At 58.2% G+C, this 20474-nt stretch carries 17 protein-coding genes; 11 read left to right on the top strand and 6 right to left on the bottom strand.

Going from position 1 to position 20474, the window contains the following annotated elements; translation table 11 throughout:
• Positions 1-72 precede the first annotated feature (72 nt).
• The 4 genes from L6D74_RS04645 to pncA all read left to right on the top strand — a co-directional run bounded on the left by L6D74_RS04645 (position 73) and on the right by pncA (position 2586).
• Positions 73-606, top strand: a complete 534-nt coding sequence (locus L6D74_RS04645; RefSeq protein WP_064596871.1) for a tetratricopeptide repeat protein — start codon at positions 73-75, stop codon at positions 604-606.
• Positions 607-668: 62 nt separating this feature from the next.
• Positions 669-1154 carry an RNA polymerase sigma factor gene (locus L6D74_RS04640; protein WP_373874452.1) on the top strand — a complete coding sequence of 162 codons (486 nt, stop codon included), beginning with the start codon at positions 669-671 and terminating at the stop codon, positions 1152-1154.
• Positions 1151-1909 carry an anti-sigma factor family protein gene (locus tag L6D74_RS04635; protein WP_236187831.1) on the top strand — a complete coding sequence of 253 codons (759 nt, stop codon included), beginning with the start codon at positions 1151-1153 and terminating at the stop codon, positions 1907-1909. The genes L6D74_RS04640 and L6D74_RS04635 overlap by 4 nt, the downstream gene beginning before the upstream one ends.
• A 50-nt stretch (positions 1910-1959) precedes the next feature.
• On the top strand, positions 1960-2586 hold the full coding sequence (pncA, locus tag L6D74_RS04630; protein ID WP_236187829.1) for a bifunctional nicotinamidase/pyrazinamidase: 627 nt from the start codon (positions 1960-1962) through the stop codon (positions 2584-2586).
• Between the two features lie 52 nt (positions 2587-2638).
• Here pncA and L6D74_RS04625 read toward each other — a convergent pair whose 3' ends face one another.
• Entirely contained in the window at positions 2639-3940 is a 1302-nt protein-coding gene (locus L6D74_RS04625; protein ID WP_236187827.1) for an ATP-binding protein, read from the bottom strand.
• Positions 3941-3944: 4 nt separating this feature from the next.
• Positions 3945-4646 carry a response regulator gene (locus L6D74_RS04620; protein WP_007960391.1) on the bottom strand — a complete coding sequence of 234 codons (702 nt, stop codon included), beginning with the start codon at positions 4644-4646 and terminating at the stop codon, positions 3945-3947.
• Between the two features lie 263 nt (positions 4647-4909).
• Between L6D74_RS04620 and L6D74_RS04615 the strand changes: the two genes are divergently transcribed.
• The 4 genes from L6D74_RS04615 to L6D74_RS04600 all read left to right on the top strand — a co-directional run bounded on the left by L6D74_RS04615 (position 4910) and on the right by L6D74_RS04600 (position 10561).
• Positions 4910-6067 (top strand): efflux RND transporter periplasmic adaptor subunit, encoded by a 1158-nt coding sequence (locus L6D74_RS04615; protein WP_064596879.1) that lies wholly within the window; start codon positions 4910-4912, stop codon positions 6065-6067.
• A 15-nt stretch (positions 6068-6082) separates the two neighbouring features.
• Positions 6083-9181 (top strand): efflux RND transporter permease subunit, encoded by a 3099-nt coding sequence (locus L6D74_RS04610; RefSeq protein ID WP_236187825.1) that lies wholly within the window; start codon positions 6083-6085, stop codon positions 9179-9181.
• Between the two features lie 92 nt (positions 9182-9273).
• Positions 9274-9915, top strand: a complete 642-nt coding sequence (locus L6D74_RS04605) for a DUF1345 domain-containing protein (RefSeq protein ID WP_085646674.1) — start codon at positions 9274-9276, stop codon at positions 9913-9915.
• Positions 9916-10045: 130 nt separating this feature from the next.
• Positions 10046-10561: a hypothetical protein gene (locus tag L6D74_RS04600; protein WP_236187821.1), complete on the top strand. Its 516-nt coding sequence runs from the start codon at positions 10046-10048 to the stop codon at positions 10559-10561.
• A gap of 45 nt (positions 10562-10606) precedes the next feature.
• Here L6D74_RS04600 and L6D74_RS04595 read toward each other — a convergent pair whose 3' ends face one another.
• The 4 genes from L6D74_RS04595 to L6D74_RS04580 all read right to left on the bottom strand — a co-directional run bounded on the left by L6D74_RS04595 (position 10607) and on the right by L6D74_RS04580 (position 17032).
• A complete protein-coding gene (locus tag L6D74_RS04595) occupies positions 10607-11326 on the bottom strand; it encodes an IS4 family transposase (protein WP_236187820.1) in 720 nt (239 codons plus the stop codon).
• 299 nt (positions 11327-11625) lie between these two features.
• Positions 11626-13869: an autotransporter outer membrane beta-barrel domain-containing protein gene (locus L6D74_RS04590; RefSeq protein WP_236187819.1), complete on the bottom strand. Its 2244-nt coding sequence runs from the start codon at positions 13867-13869 to the stop codon at positions 11626-11628.
• Positions 13870-14063: 194 nt separating this feature from the next.
• On the bottom strand, positions 14064-16073 hold the full coding sequence (locus tag L6D74_RS04585; RefSeq protein WP_236187818.1) for a hypothetical protein: 2010 nt from the start codon (positions 16071-16073) through the stop codon (positions 14064-14066).
• Between the two features lie 155 nt (positions 16074-16228).
• On the bottom strand, positions 16229-17032 hold the full coding sequence (locus tag L6D74_RS04580) for a hypothetical protein (protein ID WP_236187816.1): 804 nt from the start codon (positions 17030-17032) through the stop codon (positions 16229-16231).
• A 225-nt stretch (positions 17033-17257) separates the two neighbouring features.
• Here L6D74_RS04580 and L6D74_RS04575 point away from each other — a divergent pair, with 225 nt between their 5' ends.
• From L6D74_RS04575 to L6D74_RS04565, 3 genes are all read left to right on the top strand, one after another.
• Complete coding sequence (locus tag L6D74_RS04575; protein WP_276574942.1) at positions 17258-18286, top strand: LacI family DNA-binding transcriptional regulator; 1029 nt, start codon at positions 17258-17260, stop codon at positions 18284-18286.
• Between the two features lie 342 nt (positions 18287-18628).
• Entirely contained in the window at positions 18629-19411 is a 783-nt protein-coding gene (locus L6D74_RS04570; RefSeq protein ID WP_236187814.1) for a sugar phosphate isomerase/epimerase family protein, read from the top strand.
• Complete coding sequence (locus L6D74_RS04565) at positions 19404-20423, top strand: sugar kinase (RefSeq protein ID WP_236187812.1); 1020 nt, start codon at positions 19404-19406, stop codon at positions 20421-20423. Before L6D74_RS04570 ends, L6D74_RS04565 begins: the two co-directional genes overlap by 8 nt.
• The last annotated feature ends 51 nt before the right edge of the window (positions 20424-20474 follow it).

Raw genomic sequence — 20474 nt, 5'->3', positions numbered from 1 at the left:
TGACAAAGCAATGAATAAATGTTCACCCTGCGGTGTTCAAAGTGAAACATGACCCCTTGTGGAGCCTTGCCCATGACTATCCGTTCCGTTATGTTCGCCGCCCCGTTGCTGGTAGCCGCCGCTTTCGCGAGCCCCCTCGCCTTCGCCAATGGCGATGAAGAGGCACCGGTGCAGAAACCCAACTGCCCCAAAGGCCAGGTATTCGACACCAAAACGCAGAAGTGCGTGATGCAGACCAGCCATCTGGTGCCCGACGCCGACCGGACCGATTACGCCTACCGCCTGGCCAAGGCCGGCCGCTATGAAGAAGCCTTGGCCCTGCTCGATACGCTGGAACAACCGAACACCGCCAAGGCTCTCAACTATCGCGGTTACGCGACGCGCAAACTGGGGCGCACCGACGAAGGCATCGGTTATTACCTGCAATCGGTGAAGCTTGATCCGCAGTACGCGCAGGTCCGCGAATACCTGGGCGAGGCTTACGTCATCAAGGGCCGCGTCGATCTGGCGCAGGAGCAGTTGCAGCACATCCAGAAGATCTGCGGCACGACCTGCGAGGAATACCGGGACCTGGCCGAAGCCATCAACGATTCATCGAAAACCTGACACGACACGCGGAGGCGAACATTTTCAGCGATCAGGCCTTCAGAGCCGAACTCGGGCAACACTTGGCGCGCCTGTGGCGTTACGGCTTGCTGCTGTCGCGCAATCGGCACGTGGCAGAGGATCTGGTGCAAGCCACCTGCGTGCGGGCGCTGGAGCGTTCGGGCCAGTACGTGGCCGGCACGCGCATGGATCGCTGGCTGCTGAGCATCCTGCATTCGATCTGGCTCAACGAAGTGCGCGCCCGCCGGGTGCGCCAGGGCCAGGGTGTGGCGGATGCCGACAGGCAGCTGACCTTCGATGGCGAATACGCCGCGCAGACCCACGTGATGGCCGCGCAGGTGATCCGCCGGGTCGATGCGCTGCCGGAAACTCAACGTGAAACGGTTTATCTGGCCTACGTTGAAGGCCTGTCCTACCGCGAAGTCGCCGAGATCCTGCAAGTGCCGATCGGCACAGTCATGAGCCGCCTGGCCACCGCGCGCCTGAAGCTGGCCGAATACCCGCCGCTGCAAGCGGTTCCGAACACCCCCGCAGGAGACCGGCAATGAATACGCCTTCCGACGAGCAACTGGTGGCGTATCTGGACGATGAACTGGACCGCGAACAGCGCAGCCAGCTCGACAGCCTCATCGCCGACGATCCGCTGCTGAGTTTGCGGGTGCAATGGCTGAGCCGCAGCACCCTGCCGTTCAAGGCCGCCTATGACGAACAGGCGCAACAGGCGCCGCTCGACCGTTTGCAGGCCCGGCTCGATGCCGCGCCGTCACCGCAGAAACCCGGTTTCAGCCGGCGCTGGTTCATCGGCGCGGCGGCAGCGGGCGTGGCGCTCGCAGCTGTTGCGGCGGACCGTTTGTTTCTGGCCTGGCAAGCGCAGCAATCGCACAACTGGCGCGAACTGGTGGGCGATTACATGGCGCTGTATGTGCCGCAGACCCTCGAACATCTGCCCACCGATGAAGCCTCGCAACTGGCGCAGTTGCGAACCGTCGATGCGCGGCTGGGTGTAAGCCTGTCGCCGGCGAAACTCAAACTGCCCGGCGCGCAGTTCAAACGCGCGCAATTGCTCGAGTATGACGGCGTGCCCATCGCCCAGATGACCTGGCTCGACGCCACCCACGGCCCGCTGGCGCTGTGCGTCACGCGCACCAACAGCGGCAGCCAGCCGCTGGCCCATGAGCGCCGTCACGGGATGAACGTGGTGTACTGGACCGAACGCGAGCACGCCTGGATGCTGATCGGCCATCACCCGGCTTCCGAGCTGGAAGACATGGCGAAAATGTTTAAGACCAGGCTGAACGTTTAAAGAATTTTGTCACTATGCTGCTCGGGTGATTTTCCAAGAAGGATGGATTTATGCCGATTTCGCCACGCACAGCCCTGCTGGTCATCGACGTGCAGAACGACTTCATTCCCGGCGGCCAACTGGCCGTGCCGGAAGGTGATTTGATTGTTCCGCTGATCAACCGGCTCGCCGGGCAGTTCACGCAAGTGGTCATTGCCCAGGACTGGCACCCGGCCGGACATGCTTCGTTTGCTTCCAGCCATCCTGGCCGCCAGCCGTATGACTTGATTCAACTGCCATATGGCGAGCAGACTCTGTGGCCGGACCATTGCATTCAGGGCTCACGCGGTGCCGAGTTTCATTCGGGACTTGATCTGCCCCATGCGCAATTGATCATCCGCAAGGGCTGCAACCCGGACATCGACAGCTATTCGGCGTTTCTGGAAGCGGACCGCGTCACGACTACGGGTCTGGCCGGTTATCTGAAGGAACGCGGGATCGACACGGTGTATATGGTCGGTCTCGCGCTGGATTTCTGTGTGATGTTCTCCGCGCTGGATGCGCGGGCGGCTGGGTTCAATGCGTTTGTGGTGCTGGATGCGTGCCGGGCGATTGATTTGAATGGATCACTGGCGGCGGCGATCGAACGGATGCAAGTGGCCGGGGTTGGATTGATCCAGTCGACTGAGATCCTCTAATCCAGAACACTGATCATTCCCACGCAGAGCGTGGGAACGATCGTCACGAGTGCTAAACGGGGGTTGGCAGCCAGAGCCTGAACCGCGCCCCGCCCAACGGCGAACCTTCCACCGTCAACGTCCCGCCCTGGGCCTCCAGCGCCCGACGGCTGATCGCCAACCCCAGTCCAAACCCGCCAGTGGCCCGATCCCGGCTGCGATCCAGTCGATAAAACGGCTCGAAAATCCGCTCCCGCTCGTCTTCCGGAATGCCGATCCCGTCATCATCCACCCAGATCTCACAGCCCTTCGGGCAGACCTGCACGCCAATCTGAATGCGTTTTTCGCAATAGCGCATGGCGTTGCGCAGCAGGTTCTGAATCGCCCGGGCTGTCAGGCGTGGATCGAGGGTGAAGCGCTCCAGCTGATTGTGCAGCAGCACATCGATGACGATTTCCGGGGATTCCAGCTCTTCGTCGACGCTGCCCAGAATGCTGTCGATGAACTCGTCCAGCGACACTTCGACCTGCTCGGGCAACTTCGCCGGATTCTGCAAACGGCTGTAAGACAGCAACTCCAACACCAGCTCATCCAGTTCGCGGATGTGCGCGACCAGCCCTTGCAGGCGTTCGCGGCTGGCTTGCGGCAAGTCGTCGGACAGCGCCAGCGCCAGGCCGAAGTCAAGACGGGTCAGCGGCGTGCGCAGCTCGTGGGACACGGCGTTGAGCAGGTCCCGCTGCTGGTTGAGCAGGTTTTCGATGTCGCCGGCCATGGTGTCGAACACGTTGGCCAGGCTGCCGATGTTGGAGCTCGGGCCAATTTGCGTGCGCTCGCTCAAGTGGCCCTTGCCGAAACGTTCGGCGGTGCCCTTGAGGCGTTCCAGGTCGCGCCAGTGCGGACGAAACCAGAGCAACAGGCACGCCAGCAGACTCGCGCCGATCAGCACGTTGATGCTCCAGTACAACAGGTTCACGTCCATCGGATCCGGCGGCACCACCATCTGCACCGCCATTTCGTCGTTAAGTGGCGTGACCGCCAGCGTGCGCCAGCCCCAGTCGCCCACCCGCACCATGTTCTCGCCGCGCCGCAGGCGTTCTTGCTCGATGGCGGTGAAGCCGGGGTCATCGATACGGGCGAGCACGATGTGCAGCGGCTGGAAATCCTTGTCCATCGACGCTGCCAGCGCCGGCCACTGAGCCTGCGGCACCGCGCGAAACTGCTTGGTGATCAGCGATTGCAGGCCACGGGAATAGTCGAGGTTGTAGGTGACGAACCGCTGCTTGAACGCCATCACCACCAGATCCGGCACCAGATAGATCGCCGCACTGTAGGAAACGATCGTCACCAGATAGAGGCGAAACAGGATTCTGAACATCGAATCAGCATTCCCACTCGGAACGGCTGAACAGGTAACCCTTGCCCCACACAGTCTTGATCTTGCGCGCCTCGCCGGCGTGGTCGTCGAACTTGCGTCGCAGCTTGGAGATCGCCACGTCCACCGAACGGTCGGTGCCGTTGAATTCGATACCGCGCAGGCGCTGCAGGATCTGGTCGCGGCTCAGCACTTCACCGGCGTGGCGGGCCAGCACCACCAGCAGGTTGTATTCGCCGCTGGACAGCTCGACCGGTTGTTCGCGCCAGGTCACCGTGCGCTCCGACAGATCGATGCACAGATTGCCCATCAGGATCCGGTCGTTGGCGGTCATCGGCTCGCCGAGGCTGCTGCGCCGCAGCAATGTGCGCACCCGAGCCAGCAGGACGCGCGGCTCGCAGGGTTTGGTGACGTAATCGTCGGCGCCCATTTCCAGGCCCAGCACCTGATCGTGGCTGTCGTCACGGGCGGTGAGCATCAGGATCGGCAGCGTTGCCGAGTCGGCGCGCAACAGGCGACAGACCTGCAAACCGTCGAGCCCCGGCAGCATCAGGTCGAGAATCACCAGGTCCGGAGGATTGAGCCGTGCCCGCTCGCGCACATGGTCGCCACGACCGATCACGCTGACGGAGTAACCGTTGCGTTCCAGATAGCTGGAAATCAGTTCGGCGAGGGCGGTGTCGTCTTCGACCAGGAGGATGTTGGGCATTGAGGTGATCCAGAAATACAGTGGCGACCCATCGTCCGCTATCGCGAGCAGGCTCGCTCCCACATTTGGAATGCAATCCCTTGTGGGAGCGAGCCTGCTCGCGATGCTTTATCTGTCGCAATAAATATCAAGGCGTAAAGGATATACGCCCTCACCCGTCCCTGAGCAAAACCCTTACACAATTTCACACAGCACCTACAAAGCTTCACCGCTACCCTCGCTGACTGTCCGTAGGATGCGCAGTTCAATATTGGGGGTTGTACATGTCGAAGAATCTGCTGGCCGGGCTCGGCCTGATCGCATTGGCGCTGACGCTGAGCGCCTGTGATAAATCCTCGAACGCCGAGGAACAGGCGCCGCCGGCCACCGTGCGGATCGAAACCCTTGAGGCGCGCCCCCTGTCGATCAGCAGCGAACTGAGCGGGCGGATTGCCGCGCCGCGCATTGCCGAAGTCCGCGCCCGGGTCGCCGGCGTGGTACTGCAACGTACCTACCGCGAAGGCAGCGACGTGAAAAAGGGCGACGTACTGTTCCGCATTGATCCGGCCCCGTTCAAGGCCGACCTCGATAGCGCCGAAGCCGCGCTGCGCAAGGCCGAGGCCAACGCGTTCCAGGCAAAACTGCAGGAGCAGCGCTACGCCCAGTTGATCGAAGACAAGGCCATCAGCGCTCAGGACTATGACAACGCCCGCGCCAACGCCCGGCAGACCGCCGCCGACGTGGCCGCCAACAAGGCTGCCGTCGAGCGGGCGAAGCTGAATCTGGGCTACGCCACCGTCACCGCGCCGATTTCCGGCCGCGTCGGTCGTGCTCTGGTGACCGAAGGCGCGCTGGTCGGCCAGAACGAAACCACGCCCATGGCGCTGATCCAGCAACTGAACCCGATCCACGCCGACCTCACCCAGTCGACCCGCGAATTGAATGAACTGCGCCGGGCATTTCGTTCCGGCCAGTTGCAGCAGGTCGGCCAGGATCAGGTCAAGGCCACGCTGATCCAGGACGACGGCAGCCTCTATCCGTTACCCGGCAAGTTGCTGTTCAGCGACATCACGGTCGATCCGGGCACCGGGCAGATCATCCTGCGCAGCGAGTTCCCCAACCCGGATCTCGATCTGTTGCCCGGCAGCTACGTTCGCGTGCGCCTGGAACAAGGCGTGATCCAGCACGGTCTCACCGTGCCGCAACGCGCGGTACAGCGTGACAGCGCCGGTGTGGCGCAAGTCCTGACTGTCGACGATCAGATGCGTGTTGCCCAGCAGCCGGTGCAGCTTGGCGCTGTGCAGAACGACCGCTGGATCGTCACCGGTGGCCTGAAGGCCGGCGACCGCATTGTCATCGAAGGCCTGCAACATGCCCGTCCGGGCGAAGTGGTGCAGATCGACGACACCCCTCTTCCACTTGCCCAGACCTCTGGTCAGTAAGCAGGACGCTCTTCTATGCCGCAGTTCTTTATCGACCGCCCGGTGTTCGCCTGGGTCGTCGCGTTGTTCATCCTGTTGGCCGGTGCGCTGGCCATCCCGCAATTGCCGGTGGCGCAATACCCCGACGTCGCGCCGCCGCAGATCGAAATCTACGCCGTGTACCCGGGCGCCTCGGCGCAGACCGTCGATGAAAGCGTGGTCAGCCTGATCGAGGAAGAGCTCAACGGCGCCGATCACCTGCTGTACTTCGAATCGCAAAGCAGCCTCGGCAGCGCCACGATCAAGGCCACGTTCCAGCCGGGCACCAACCCGGAGCTGGCGCAGGTTGATGTGCAGAATCGCCTGAAGGTAGTCGAGTCACGCCTGCCGCAAGCGGTCAATCAGCAAGGTTTGCAGGTTGAGAAAGTCTCCGCCGGCTTCCTGCTGCTGATCACTTTGACCTCCAGCGACGGCAAGCTCGACGACGTGGCGCTCAGCGATTACCTGGCGCGCAACGTGATGAACGAGATCAAGCGCATCGACGGCGTCGGCAAGGCCCAGTTGTACGGTGCCGAGCGGGCGATGCGGATCTGGGTCGATCCGCAGAAGCTGATCGGTTTCAACCTGACACCCGCTGACGTCAACGCCGCCATCGCCGCGCAGAACGCCCAGGTGTCTGCCGGCAGCATCGGCGATCTGCCGAACCCGAGCACCCAGGAAATCACCGCGACGATTCTGGTCAAGGGTCAGCTTTCGACGCCGGAAGAGTTCGCCGACATCGTGCTCAAGGCCAATCCGGACGGCTCCACCGTGCGCATCAAGGATGTGGCGCGGGTCGAGATCGGCAGCCAGGAATACCAGTTCGGCACGCGTCTGAACGGCAAGCCTTCCACCGCCGTCGGTGTGCAACTGTCGCCGGGCGCCAACGCTCTGAGCACCGCAACGCTGATCCGGGCGAAGATGGATGAGCTGTCGCGCTATTTCCCTGCCGGCGTGGAGTACAAGATTCCCTATGACACGTCGCCATTCGTGAAGGTCTCGATCACCAAAGTGGTCTACACCCTCGGCGAAGCGATGCTGCTGGTGTTTGCGGTGATGTTCCTGTTCCTGCAGAACATCCGCTACACCCTGATCCCGACGCTGGTGGTGCCGGTGGCGCTGATGGGCACCTTCGCGACCATGCTCGCGCTGGGCTTCTCGATCAACGTGCTGACCATGTTCGGCATGGTGCTGGCCATCGGCATTCTGGTGGACGACGCCATCGTGGTCGTGGAGAACGTCGAACGGATCATGGCCACCGAAGGCCTGTCACCGAAAGAGGCAACGCGCAAGGCGATGAGCCAGATCACCGGGGCGATCATCGGCATTACGCTGGTGCTGGTGGCGGTGTTCATTCCGATGGCGTTCATGCAGGGCTCGGTGGGCGTCATCTATCGCCAGTTCTCGTTGTCGATGGCCACCTCGATCCTGTTTTCGGCCTTCCTCGCCCTGACCTTGACCCCGGCACTGTGCGCCACCTTGCTCAAGCCGATTGCCAAGGGCGAACACCACGAAAAAACCGGGTTCTTCGGCTGGTTCAACCGCCGTTTCGAGCAACTGACCGATCGCTATCAGGCCTGGGTCGGTTACGCGCTGAAACGCACCGGTCGTTACCTGCTGATCTACGTTGTGTTGCTGGTCGGCCTGGGCCTGTGCTTCGCGCGCCTGCCCTCCTCGTTCCTGCCGGTCGAGGATCAGGGTTACACCATCACCGACATTCAACTGCCACCCGGTGCAAGCAAGAACCGCACGGTGCAGGTGGTCGAGCAGATCGAAGCGCACAACGCCGGCGAACCGGGTGTGGGCGACAGCACCGTGATTCTCGGTTTCAGTTTTTCCGGTAGCGGGCAGAACGCCGCGCTGGCGTTCACCACGCTCAAGGACTGGTCACAGCGCGGCAGCGACGACTCGGCAAGTTCGATTGCCGACCGCGCCAACATCGCCCTCAGCCAGATCAAGGATGCCGTGGCGTTCGCCGTGCTGCCGCCGCCGGTGGATGGTTTGGGTACGTCCAGCGGCTTCGAGTTCCGCCTGCAGGATCGCGGCGGCCTCGGTCATGCGACCTTGATGGAGGCTCGCACCCAGTTGCTCGCGGCCGCCGAGAAAAGCCCGATCCTGATGAACGTGCGTGAAAGTGCGCTGGCCGAAGCGCCGCAAGTGCAGCTGGAAGTGGATCGCAAGCAGGCCAATGCACTTGGGATTTCCTTCGCCGACGTCGGCAACGTGCTGTCCACCGCCATCGGCTCCTCGTACGTCAATGACTTCCCCAATCAGGGGCGGATGCAACGGGTTGTCGTGCAGGCCGAAGGCGACCGTCGTAGTCAGGTCGATGACCTGCTGAAGATGCACGTGCGCAACGACGCCGGGAAAATGGTGCCGCTGTCGGCATTCGTGCGAGCCACATGGACTCAAGGCCCGGCGCAGCTGACCCGTTACAACGGCTACCCGGCGATCTCGATTTCCGGCGAGCCGAAACCCGGCCACAGCACCGGCGAAGCCATGGCGGAAATCGAACGGCTGGTGGCCCAGGGGCCGACAGGTCTGGGTCAGGAATGGACTGGTCTGTCGTTGCAGGAACGTTTGTCCGGCAGCCAGGCGCCGATCCTGCTCGGGCTGTCGCTGCTGATCGTGTTCCTGTGTCTGGCGGCGTTGTACGAGAGCTGGTCGATTCCGACTTCCGTGCTGCTCGTTGTACCGCTCGGCGTGCTCGGTGCGGTGCTGGCGGTGACTTTGCGCGGGATGCCCAACGATGTGTTCTTCAAAGTCGGCCTGATCACCATCATCGGCCTGTCGGCGAAGAACGCGATCCTGATCATCGAGTTTGCCAAGAGCCTGTATGACGAAGATCACGATCTGATTGATGCCACGCTGCAAGCGGCGCGTCTGCGGTTGCGGCCGATTGTCATGACTTCGCTAGCGTTCATTCTGGGCGTGGTGCCGCTGGCGATTGCCACGGGCGCAAGTTCGGCGAGTCAGCAGGCGATTGGAACCGGGGTGATTGGCGGGATGATTACGGCGACGCTGGCGGTGATTTTTGTGCCGGTGTTCTTTGTTGTCGTCATGAAGCTTGTACAACGATTCACCAAACCTCACTGATCTCAATGCGGGATTGGCAAACATCCGGCATTGTGGCCACACCTGTCAACGCTGGGCTAAGGTGTCAGCACACCCTGGCCCATCGAGTTCCCATGCGCTTCCTCGCCCGCACCCACCCTCGCCTCTCCGCCGCCGTGTTATTCGGTCTTGCCGTCGGCCTGCTGGTCCCTGCCGACTCGGTCATCAGCAAAATCCTTATCGGCTGGAACGCCGGCGTCTGGACCTATCTGCTCCTGATGTTCTGGCTGACAGCTCGCGCGAAAGCACCGGACGTCAGACGCATCGCCGAAGTCGAGGATGAAAATGCCGGGCTGGTACTGTTCGTTGTGTGCATCGCGGCGCTGGCCAGCCTCGCCACCATCACCTTCGAACTGGCCGGCAGCAAGGACCTCGAAACCACCCGCAAACTCCTGCACTATGGTTTCACCGCACTGACGGTCATCGGTTCATGGCTGCTGATCGGAGTGATTTTCTGCGTCCACTACGCCCGGCTGTTTTATACCTGGGACGGCAACGAACCGGCGCTGCGCTTTGCCGAAGGCCTGACGACGCCCAACTATTGGGACTTTCTGTACTTCTCGTTCACCATCGGCGTCGCCGTGCAGACGGCGGATGTTGGCGTGGCCACGCGGGAGATACGCAAGATCGTGCTGGCGCAGTCGTTGATCGGATTTGTGTTCAATACGGCGATTCTTGGGCTCTCGATCAACATTGCGGCCGGGCTGTTCGGCTAATCAGTGCATCAGATAAAAATCACACAAACGGCGCACTGTAAACTGTCAACTCTGACAGTTTACAGTGCGCCACTTTAGCAGTCTGATACCTCATCCCGAGGGTAGTCTTTATGAAGCGGGATACTTTGTGATGACTATGGAGATTATTTCGATGAACGCAAAAACGCTCAACACCCGGCAGGCTCCCCGAGCAGGAATGTGTGAAGGAAAGCTGAATGACTCTGAACAGTTCAAGGCATCGCTGGTTGAACTCACCTTAGAGGAATACGATCCGCCACATGGTAAAGCACTTCAAATGTATGCCCGCCATCGCGATTTACAACAACGCGCCACGAAGGAAATCATTCTTTCTTTCTCCGAAGGAGCGGCCGATGGCACGTACGACCTGACTCCCGAACAGACCGTAGTCAGGTTGACGTATGTTTACAATAGAAGTCAAACAGAAGCTTACATCTATTCACAAATGAGTGGGAAAGCAGAGTTGAAATTCGATTCGATCAGCGGCGTCCTAAGCGGCGAACTGAAAGACGCGATTGTTGAATACAGAGAGGATGAAACACCGGTCCAACTGAAAATCAACGTAAAATTCGAAGCGGTCAACCACATTGTTATGTACGGTGCCACCAAACAAAAACGTGTCGCGTAATAACTGGCATAAAATAAAAAATGAAACCACGCGGTTTAATGCCAGTCAGTTAAGCTGACTGGCATTTTTGTTTTTGATCGGGTACTTCGGCGATTTTAGCCGGATAGCCCGAGGATAAATGCGCTCTTCCCGGCATTGGGGCAACACACAGTGCGAGGCCGAGGCATGCAGTTCGGCGAGATATTTGGGGATGTTCCCTGAGCGATCCGCAGAAACGCCGTTGATAAACCCCGGGATCGCCCAGGTACACGCGGTGAAGCTCAGTTCGCACGGATGGATGCCTGGACAATGGCGGCTCATTTCCACCATCTGATAACGCAACAGGTAGTAGCCCAGTAATACGCCCCACAACTCTTGTTCGATCATCTCGGGCGTCTTGCTACACAGCATGTAGCTGCTGTTGAGCAGTGTCTGTTTCATCTCCCGCCCCCCTAATTCGATCTCCCAGCGATGGCTGTACAGGTCGACGATTTCATCGGAAGGAAAACGCAGCGGATCGGCCATCGACGTCAAAATCTGACAGACCTTGCCCTTGACGGTTTTGCTCAGGAGCCTTGCGGTCAGGCGCTCCGGCAATTCCGGCCATTGCTTGCGGGCCTGCGGCGAAGTGCTTAACGAGACCACCGCATCCTGACGGCCCAATCGCTGAATGACTTCGTACTGCGCCCCTTTGCGTAACGGCATCAGCCAATGCCGCTCGGTGCCGGCCTGCTGCCATTGGTGCAGCAACCCCAGGGAATAAAAACCGCGATCGAACAACGTCAACGATGTGATCCGGCGTGGTCTCGATCAGTTGCTCTGCCAGCTTCATTTCGGCGACACCAGACTGTTTCAAGGCCTGCTCGACCAGAGAAGGATCAAGCAACGAGTCCAATCCCTCGAGGGAATCGGGAGTCGAGACGAAGTTGTGGGTTAGTTCCAATGCCCGAGCCAGACGCATAAAAAAATCCGATGCCTATTCAGGCATCGGATTTTGATTTCTTGCGGCCAAAGGTCAAGCATCGAGGCTTAACTGATCGGCATTAACCACGCGGTTTCCTTTTTTTTGCAAAGAATGTCAGCGCTTACCATTCATAACGTCCACCGATAGTGACGCCCAATGGCTGTTCGATATTGCGGCCATTGCTGTAATCAAAGTCGGCGTGTACATGAAAGCTTTTCGTCAGCGTCATGGCAAAGCCCGTAGCCAACTTCAGCCGTGACCCCGACAGGTCATTGTTGAAGACATTATTGTTGACCTCGACCTTATTGTTTTTGGCGAATTCGTGCGCCCAACTGGCGCGCAGATACGGCTGCAGGACTCGATCCCTCTCCAGTTCAATATTACGACCGACCGTTGCACCTGCCTCGCCGATAAAGGAATGCATGCGATCGCCTTCAGCTTGCAAATCGTTATCGAGGGAAAAGTTTTTGCCCTGAACCACGGACGCAGACCATTGGGTGAAAGGTTCGACATACACACCATCGCCAAGCGGTATATGGCGACCGACCTCGATTGATCCTCCAATACCTGTGTTGTCATAGTCACCTTTTGCACGCTTGCCGTCGCTAAGGCTTACTTTCGCTTCGTTACGAAATCGGTTGGCTTTCAAGACACCATCGAAATAAATGCCGGAGACCGCGTCGAGCCAGGTCAAGTAGGTGCCCAGATAGTAACTGTCGATCTTTCCTGAAGTTCCGGCATCAAGATCGAGGTCGGATTTGCTGTAACCAGCCATTGCGCCCACCAACCACTGGGAGTCGCCAATTGCAGCATCTGCCCCCAGGGTGAAACCCTGCTGAGTTTGCTTGTAACCCACGCCAGAACCATCGGCGACATTGTATTTTCTGCCGTAAGTGCGGCCCCAGGCACCGGCTCGCCCGCCATTGAAACGCAATTCCCCCATACGCGTGCGCAAGGGTGCGAGTTCTCCAAGCAAGATTGTCGAGGGGGTATTGAACAAGGCGAGAACAGACCTCGCGCCCGGACTGACCGTCCGAGTGCTTGGGTCCAGGATCCAGTCGTTGCCACTTTTTGCCAGGCCGTAAGAATAAGTACCCAGATCGACATCGCGGTTGATGAAGAACTGTGCATCGCCTCCAGCGGTCTGGACGACGCGGATAGGTTGTCCAGCCGCCGGATCAACGCCACTGCTCTCAATCAACAATTCGTGCGTCCCACTGGCATTGCCAGTGACGTTCAACAAATCGGTCTGCCCGGTGGCGAAATCAGTGCCCATAAAAAACCGACCCTCACCGGACAGCGAGCCCACGTTCAACTGGTAGAACGCATCGTTGCCGCCAAACACCACCGACCCACCGTTGTTAAGCGTCAATTGCTCAATGCTGCCATTGCCGACCATGACCCAACTCGACGTGTCATTGACAGTAGCGCTGGCAACGTTTTCCAAATGACCTGTCAAGGTGGAATTGTTCTGCAGCGTCAAATGTGTCGTGCTGCCCTGCTCCGAGACAATGTTGCCTGCCAGTTGGCTGTCGTTGACCAATAGTGAAGTATTCGCTCCGCCCTTTACGTCAAGCAGAGTGCCATTACCCGCGAGCAAGCGAGCGCGGGTAAGTGAAACTGTGGCTGTCGAGTCTGACGCATTGGCAAAGTCAACCAATATGGCCGATCCGGTTTGCCCCTGGACGGTAGTGTTTTCAAGATTCAGGACCGCGGGCCGGACTTCGTTGGGATCCAGATCGATCACGACACCTTCCTGCCCGCCCACAATCGTGCTACCTGTCGCAGATGCCTGACCACTTCGCAATCGAAGCCCGTAGCTGGTGGCTCCAGTGCCGATCAGTGTCGAGTCGACCAGATCAAGGGTACTGAAAGCACTCACCAGCGCTCCGCCCAGAACACCGCTGATCGTGCTTTTGTTGGCAACCGTGACGTGAGAGCCAATCTGCGTAGTGAAGTCACGAATCGCTTGAAGCCCAATGCGATTGCCAGTGATCGTGCTGCTATCGATCGTGGCGTCACTGTTGCTCAGAAGAACAGCGGCCAGTCCGCCCGTACCGACAACGGTTGCGCCGCTCAGATTGACCGTGGATCCATTACGCGCGGATATTTGTTGGGTCGTACTGCCAGCGTTGACGTTAAGGATAGAACTATCAGAGGTGATCTGAAGCGTCTGCGCACCATTGACCGTTAACTTGGCACCCTGGCTGAGGTCCCAGGATTCCGGGGTACCACCGCTTACGGTTTCGTCCCTACCAACAACCGGGGCTGCGGAGACCGATGAAATACACACGGAAAATAACGACGTACTTAAAACGATTCTTAAAAACGGAATGTTTGAATAGGTTGTCGATTTCTGCCACATAACTGTCACCTGCTGGATTAACGCTTGCGGCCCTCCACACAGACGACCGACCATTCGAGGGCTGGCAGACTATCCGGACTATTCAAATATTTATGTAGGATTAATCTCTATTTACCGACGAATATTCCGCGAAAACTCTTGGAAGGGCGAAAAAAGCGGCGAGTTTTTAACCTCGCCGCCCGTAGTCGTGATCGCTAAGGGGTCGGTACAAACTCTTCGCAGAACCGCCCTTCACTGTCATCCAAATCCAGTTCCCGGATCGCCACTCCTGAATCAGGTGTAGGGTTGTTGCCTGGCCCACCTCGCGAAATTACATACCAGACATGGCCCAATGCCTGGTGGGCAGGTTTGAAATCCTCTTCATAATCGCCGATTCCGATAACAACCCCATCGGTGGGAAAAGTCCCTGATATCGGATACTTGGTTTCAGCGTCTGTATCGGGAATAGGCGTTGTCGGGTCATTACTTGGATAGGCGATATATTTCAATGTAATTTCCTCGCCATCCACAGTGAATGCGTTCGGCAATATACGCACCTGCAAATTTCGCCGTGGTGTGCCATCTCCTGGGTTTGTAGCGGTAGGGAAATTTAGAGTCGCACATCCGATTCTTCGGGCCGGGCCTGCAAGATTGAGTATCTCCGGCGCGTCCATTTGAATCGGAAAGGCTTCTACAGGAATACCCTGAGGAGCGGACTTGTTTCGATTGTTACCGGTGGGCACATAGATTTCACAGCGTAGAACGTGTGTCAATCCACCGCCTAGTGCCTCCACCACCGACCACGGCAGGTTTCTGGAAATGGTTGTGCCTTCCTGCCCGGTAGTCAGGGGCACGGTAGCGAACGTTTCAGAGCCAAAAATAAAATCAAGCAACCAACCCTCTTCTGTCGGTGGAGTCGCCGGCATAGCCAAACTGGCCTGTATGCCATTATCGCCATAATCGGGCTCCTTGATTTCGTTGTCACTGCCCGCCGTCGTTTCCAAGCTTGGCGCCGGCAGTGGATCTGCGCCGACAATTGATATATCCACATTAATATCGACACTGTCGGTTGCCAGGTCCTCGACACCACGAAACATTTCGAAGGCCACCGTCCGCTGAACGATACCGTCTGTATCTCCATATATCTGCTCTACCAACGCACGCGGTGCATAAAACTTAAGTTCAGTCGCATTTTCGACTCTCTGTTCAGTTCCAACCTGTTCGTTGTGCAGAGTAACGAAGATCGTGTCTCTTGGAGAATTCGGAGTAGGGACTTTAACTACAATCTCGACTCCCCGCGGATCAGAAAGCATGTCTTCACGGTCAATCAGGTTATCGCCATCTACACCATCGGCCAACGTAACAATTGGCGGAAAAACCGTGCCAGGATCAGGCTTAGGTGTATGGACCACGTTGCGTTGGCTGAAATTGGAAGCGCGCGCCCTATTACCCGGCGCATCGATATTTACATAGACCAACCGATTGGGCCCCTCTTCAGCCGCCAAGAAAACAGCGGCAGGAATTTCGGTGTCCCGGTTGGTGGGAGACAGAGATCCTTTATGGACCGGTGTGTCGCGCTCAGGATCGGGCGCCGGGCTGAAGAACCAGTGAAAGGTATCATTGGGCAGGTAATTATGCGCGATAAATGGCTTGACGATAATGCCGGTCTTGCCGTCGAGATATGCATCATCGATTGGGGCCGTGGGGCCGAGATCGGAAGGCCAGGTAGGGGCGCCTGGTGTGCGGTCAGATGGCGGGGTCTTGACTACGTTGTAAGGCGTCCGGTCGATGGCAAAGGAGCTCTCGAGTGACGCAACGTCATTTGTACCGTCCGCCCAAAAGATGTAGCGAAACTCCCATTCAGTTGGCTCTTCAGGGGTGGGGTCTTCTCTCAAAAAAGATTGCGCAATTTTAAAGGGTTGAGTCCAGTCTCTGTCCGCTACCGGTCCCAATTCCAAATATTGATCAACAAGAATATCGATCCAGACAGTAGTGCCTTTTTTACGAATTTGCGGTTGAATGAAGTCGCGGGCTGCCTCCAAAGTAGGTTTCCTGATCAGATAATCCAGATCTTTATCAAGATGTGCGACAGGAATTCGCTTATCACCATCCGGAATAGTCTGCGCGGGAAAAGTGGGCGCAGCGGGGGGATCAACTAGTATGCCATCTGCCCTTTTGGTTTTTGATTGAAGTACCGCTTTGCCTTTCTCAATTATCGCACTCATGATTTCCTCGCTCCATCAAAGTAATAGCGCAACAATAAACAAACATTCGTCATCGCGCCCTTGCTCAAAATAAAAATCAATATCCATCAAGCATTCATTCAGCGTAATACATCACTTGCTTTCTTTGTTACCCCTGCCTTCCCTTTGGAAAGACGTTAGGTCGGGCCGCAAAAACCGTCACCCGATATCACTCGATCAATTTTCAGAACCGCAAGTTTTGAAATGCCTACTAGCCTGTCACCGCGAAAAATCCGGTAGACAATTGTCGCGGAACACTGGTCATCCATTGGCTTTATATGGGGTTCGTAAGGCAGAACAGTCAGGCCGTATCCCCTTTCGATATCTTCCGCAGACAAGCTTTTCCGCACATCTTTCCAGCGAGCTCGTACAAACTCGACACCGCTTCCGTTCAATGAACGGTATCCTCTCCAGAGCGTTTCACAGCGGTCGCCGATTTTAAAATTATTCAACGGTGGAATATCAACCCGAATGCCTTCCCAAATGGGCGGGTCGGTATCACAATTAACGTAGCCCCATATGGTTGCATCACGAAAATCGGCCTCATCAAGTTCATCGGCTATAGGCGTGTGATCAATTGTCAAATTGCGGGGATCTGAACAGGACAGGTGGTCCGCAGTATCATAAACTTCATACCATAGCTGGCCGACGCCATCATTTAACAAATACTCAGGACCGATATGAATGACGAATTCTGGCTGTATATCCGCTGGAAGATACTCCTTTATGATTTCTACAGGTGCCTGGTCATTTTTTTCAAAACGGACAATGAGTTTGTCTCTTTCCCCTGGCTTCGTGGCATAGGAAGGCCACAGAGGGACTACCACATCAATGCCTTCGGAAAGCAACTCATAGGGAATATGCCCCTCTGGATCCAGTGAATGATCCAGTACCCCAATAACTTGAGGAGGATTGAAATTCAGCGGCCCACTGGATGACATTTGAACACCTCTTTCAATCTGAAATTCTGTTCGCTGGTGCCTGTTACTCCTGAACAGATTAAGGGCGCTTTCATGACTTTGGGCTACTGTCAGATCTGACAGGTATTTCTACCGTCTGTCGGATATTTCTGACTTCACCCCCTAAATCAAAGGCATTTTCACTTGACTTGAACGAAGCGCCTGTTGTCTCCTGAAACCGGTTTCAGAGAATAAGAAGACCCAACCGTGAACGATTTCTCCGCCGCCCAGCGCAGCCGCATCACCATGCTCGACGTCGCCGAGCACGCTGGCGTGTCCAAGGCCAGCGTCTCGCGCTTCATCGGCGACGACCGCGCCCTGCTCTCCGATGCGATTGCCCAGCGCATCGAGCTGGCGATTGCCGAACTCGGTTACCGCCCCAATCAAATGGCCCGTGGCCTTAAGCGCGGCCGCACCCGCCTGATCGGCATGCTGGTGGCCGATATCCGCAACCCCTATTCGATTGCCGTGATGCACGGGGTGGAAACCGCCTGCCGCCAACACGGTTACAGCCTGGTGGTGTGCAACACCGACCGCGATGACGAACAGGAACGCCAGCACCTGGCGCTGTTGCGCTCGTACAACATCGAAGGGCTGATCGTGAACACCCTGGGCCATCACCGGGATGAGCTGGATGAGTTGAAGCGGGAAATGCCGCTGGTACTGGTGGATCGCAAAGTCGATGGGCTGGAAAGCGACATGGTCGGGCTGAACAACCCGCAAGCCATCGAGATGGCGCTCGAACATCTTCAGCAACGTGGCTATCGCGATGTACTGCTGGTGACCGAACCCTATGACGGCACCAGTTCGCGGATCGAGCGGGTCAGCAGCTTTCAGCAGCAGATTGGCCAGCGCGAAGACATGCGTGGTGCAGTGCTGGAAACCGGCTCCAGTCTGGTTAAAGACCTTCAAACCTTTTTGAACACACCTGATTCAGGCCTGAAGGCCCTGTTCTGCGCCAATGGCGTGGCGACGCTGGCCTGCACCCTTGCCTTGCGCGAGATCGGCTGCCGGTTATTCGAGGATGTCGGGCTGATCGCGCTGGATGATCTGGATTGGTATCCGTTGGTGGGCAGCGGGATTACTGCCCTTGCCCAGCCAACTGCCGAGATTGGGGCGCAGGCATTTGAGTGTTTGCTCAAACGGTTGCGTGGGAATGATGAAGCGGCGCGGACACTGGATTTTGCGCCGGTGCTTATTGAGCGCGGTTCGACCCGTGGACTTTGTGGTGACTGACACGGCCTCTTCGCGGGCAAGCCCGCTCCCACAGGTATTGGGGTGTACCTGAGATTTGTGAGCGACCCGCTATCTGTGGGAGCTGGCTTGCCAGCGATGAGGCCAAAAAGAACAACACAGCCTTGGCTGATTTTTTTTGAACAAAAATGAAACCGGTTTCAGAGGTAAATAACAATGAATAAACCCGCCGTTTCCAGCAATTTCCCCAACCAAGGCTCGACCCATGTGTCATGCACGGATCATGACTCTTTTGCCCAAGTGATTAAACCCGCCGTTTCCAGCAGTTTCCCCAACCAAGGCTCGACCCATGTGTCATGCACGGATCATGACTCTTTTGCCCAAGTGACTAAACCCGCCGTTTCCATCAGCCTGTCCAGCTACGGCGCTGACCTCGTTCGCCGCAATGGTCAGGCTTCGTTCATCGAGGTGCTGGCCGCTGCCGGGGCCAATCGCATCGAGTGGCGCGAAGAACTGCTGACCAACGAAGTCCCCGATCTACTCGCCACCGCCACACACGCTCAAGGCCTGCAGAGCATCTATTCCTCACCCACCGAACTGTGGCTGGCCGGTCAGTCGCGACCCAATCCCGAGCTCATCACGGCGCTACAAAATGCCGAAGCGTTCGGTTCGAAGTGGCTGAAGGTTTCCCTGGGCTTCTTCACCGACAACAACGATTTGCAGACCTTCGCGCAAATTCTTGCGCAGAGCCCTGTGCAACTGCTGGTAGAGAACGACCAGACCCTGCACGGCGGGCGGATCGAACCGTTCCAGCGTTTCTTCGCTGCCGTCGAGCAACACAACCTGCCGATCAAGATGACCTTCGACATCGGCAACTGGCAGTGGCAAGACCAGTCCGCCACCAGCGCCGCACGCTTGTTGGGCCGTCATGTCGGTTACGTGCATTGCAAAGCCGTGGCCCGCCGTGCCGACGGCAAACTGGTGGCAGTACCGCCCGCCGCCACCGACCTGCATCTGTGGGAACAACTGCTGCGGCACATGGCCCAAGGCGTTATGCGCGCCGCCGAATACCCGTTGCAGGGCGATGACCTGGTGCAACTCACCACCGAACACGTCGCCGCCCTTGCCCGCCTCGGCCAATCCCGTCTGGAGCCTGCTCATGTCTGAGATCGATATTCTGTCGTTCGGCGAAACCATGGCCATGTTTGTCGCCGAACAGAGCGGTGATCTGGCCTGCGTCGGGCAGTTCCACAAACGGATTGCCGGGGCGGACAGCAACGTCGCCATCGGCTTGTCGCGGCTGGGCTTCAGGGTCGCGTGGCTGAGCCGGGTCGGTGCTGATTCGCTGGGACGATTTGTCGTCGAAACCCTGGCCCGTGAGGGACTGGATTGCAGCCATGTCGAAGTCGACAAGGCTCATCCGACCGGTTTCCAGCTCAAGTCGCGCAACGATGACGGCAGCGATCCGACGGTCGAGTACTTCCGTCGTGGCTCGGCAGCCAGCCATCTGTCACCGCAGTCGATCACCCCGACGCTGCTGGGCGCCCGGCATCTGCACGCCACCGGCATCCCGCCGGCGCTGTCAGCTTCGGCGCGGGAAATGTCCCGTGAACTGATGACCCGCATGCGCAACGCCGGGCGCAGCGTGTCGTTCGACCCGAACCTGCGCCCGAGCCTGTGGGCCAGCGCACGGGAGATGATCAGCGAGATCAACCGTCTCGCCGCCCTCGCCCACTGGGTGCTGCCGGGCTTGAGCGAAGGCCGCTTGCTGACCGGGTTTGAGGACCCGGCGGATATCGCGGCGTTTTATCTCGATCAAGGTGCCGAAGCCGTAGCGATCAAGCTCGGGCCGCAGGGTGCGTATTACCGCACCCATCTGGATCAGGGGTTTGTCGCCGGCGTGCCGGTCCAGACCGTGGTCGATACGGTGGGGGCCGGGGACGGATTTGCGGTGGGGATGATCAGCGCCCTGCTGGAGCACCAGAGTTTTCCCGAGGCGGTCAGACGCGCCAACTGGATTGGCAGCCGAGCGGTGCAGAGCCGTGGTGATATGGAAGGTTTGCCGACCCGATCCGAACTGTCTGCTGAATTCGAGGCAGCCAATCGCGAGCAGGCTCGCTCCCACACTGGATCGGGTTCCAACTCAGACCCCTTGTGGGAGCGAGCCTGCTCGCGATAGGGCCAGTACAAACAACCAATCAATCAATTGAACCTGCTGCGACAAAAACAA

This window comes from Pseudomonas pharyngis (assembly GCF_021602345.1).
Classification (GTDB): Bacteria; Pseudomonadota; Gammaproteobacteria; order Pseudomonadales; family Pseudomonadaceae; genus Aquipseudomonas; species Aquipseudomonas pharyngis.
This window is presented reverse-complemented; position numbering and strand designations above follow the sequence as displayed.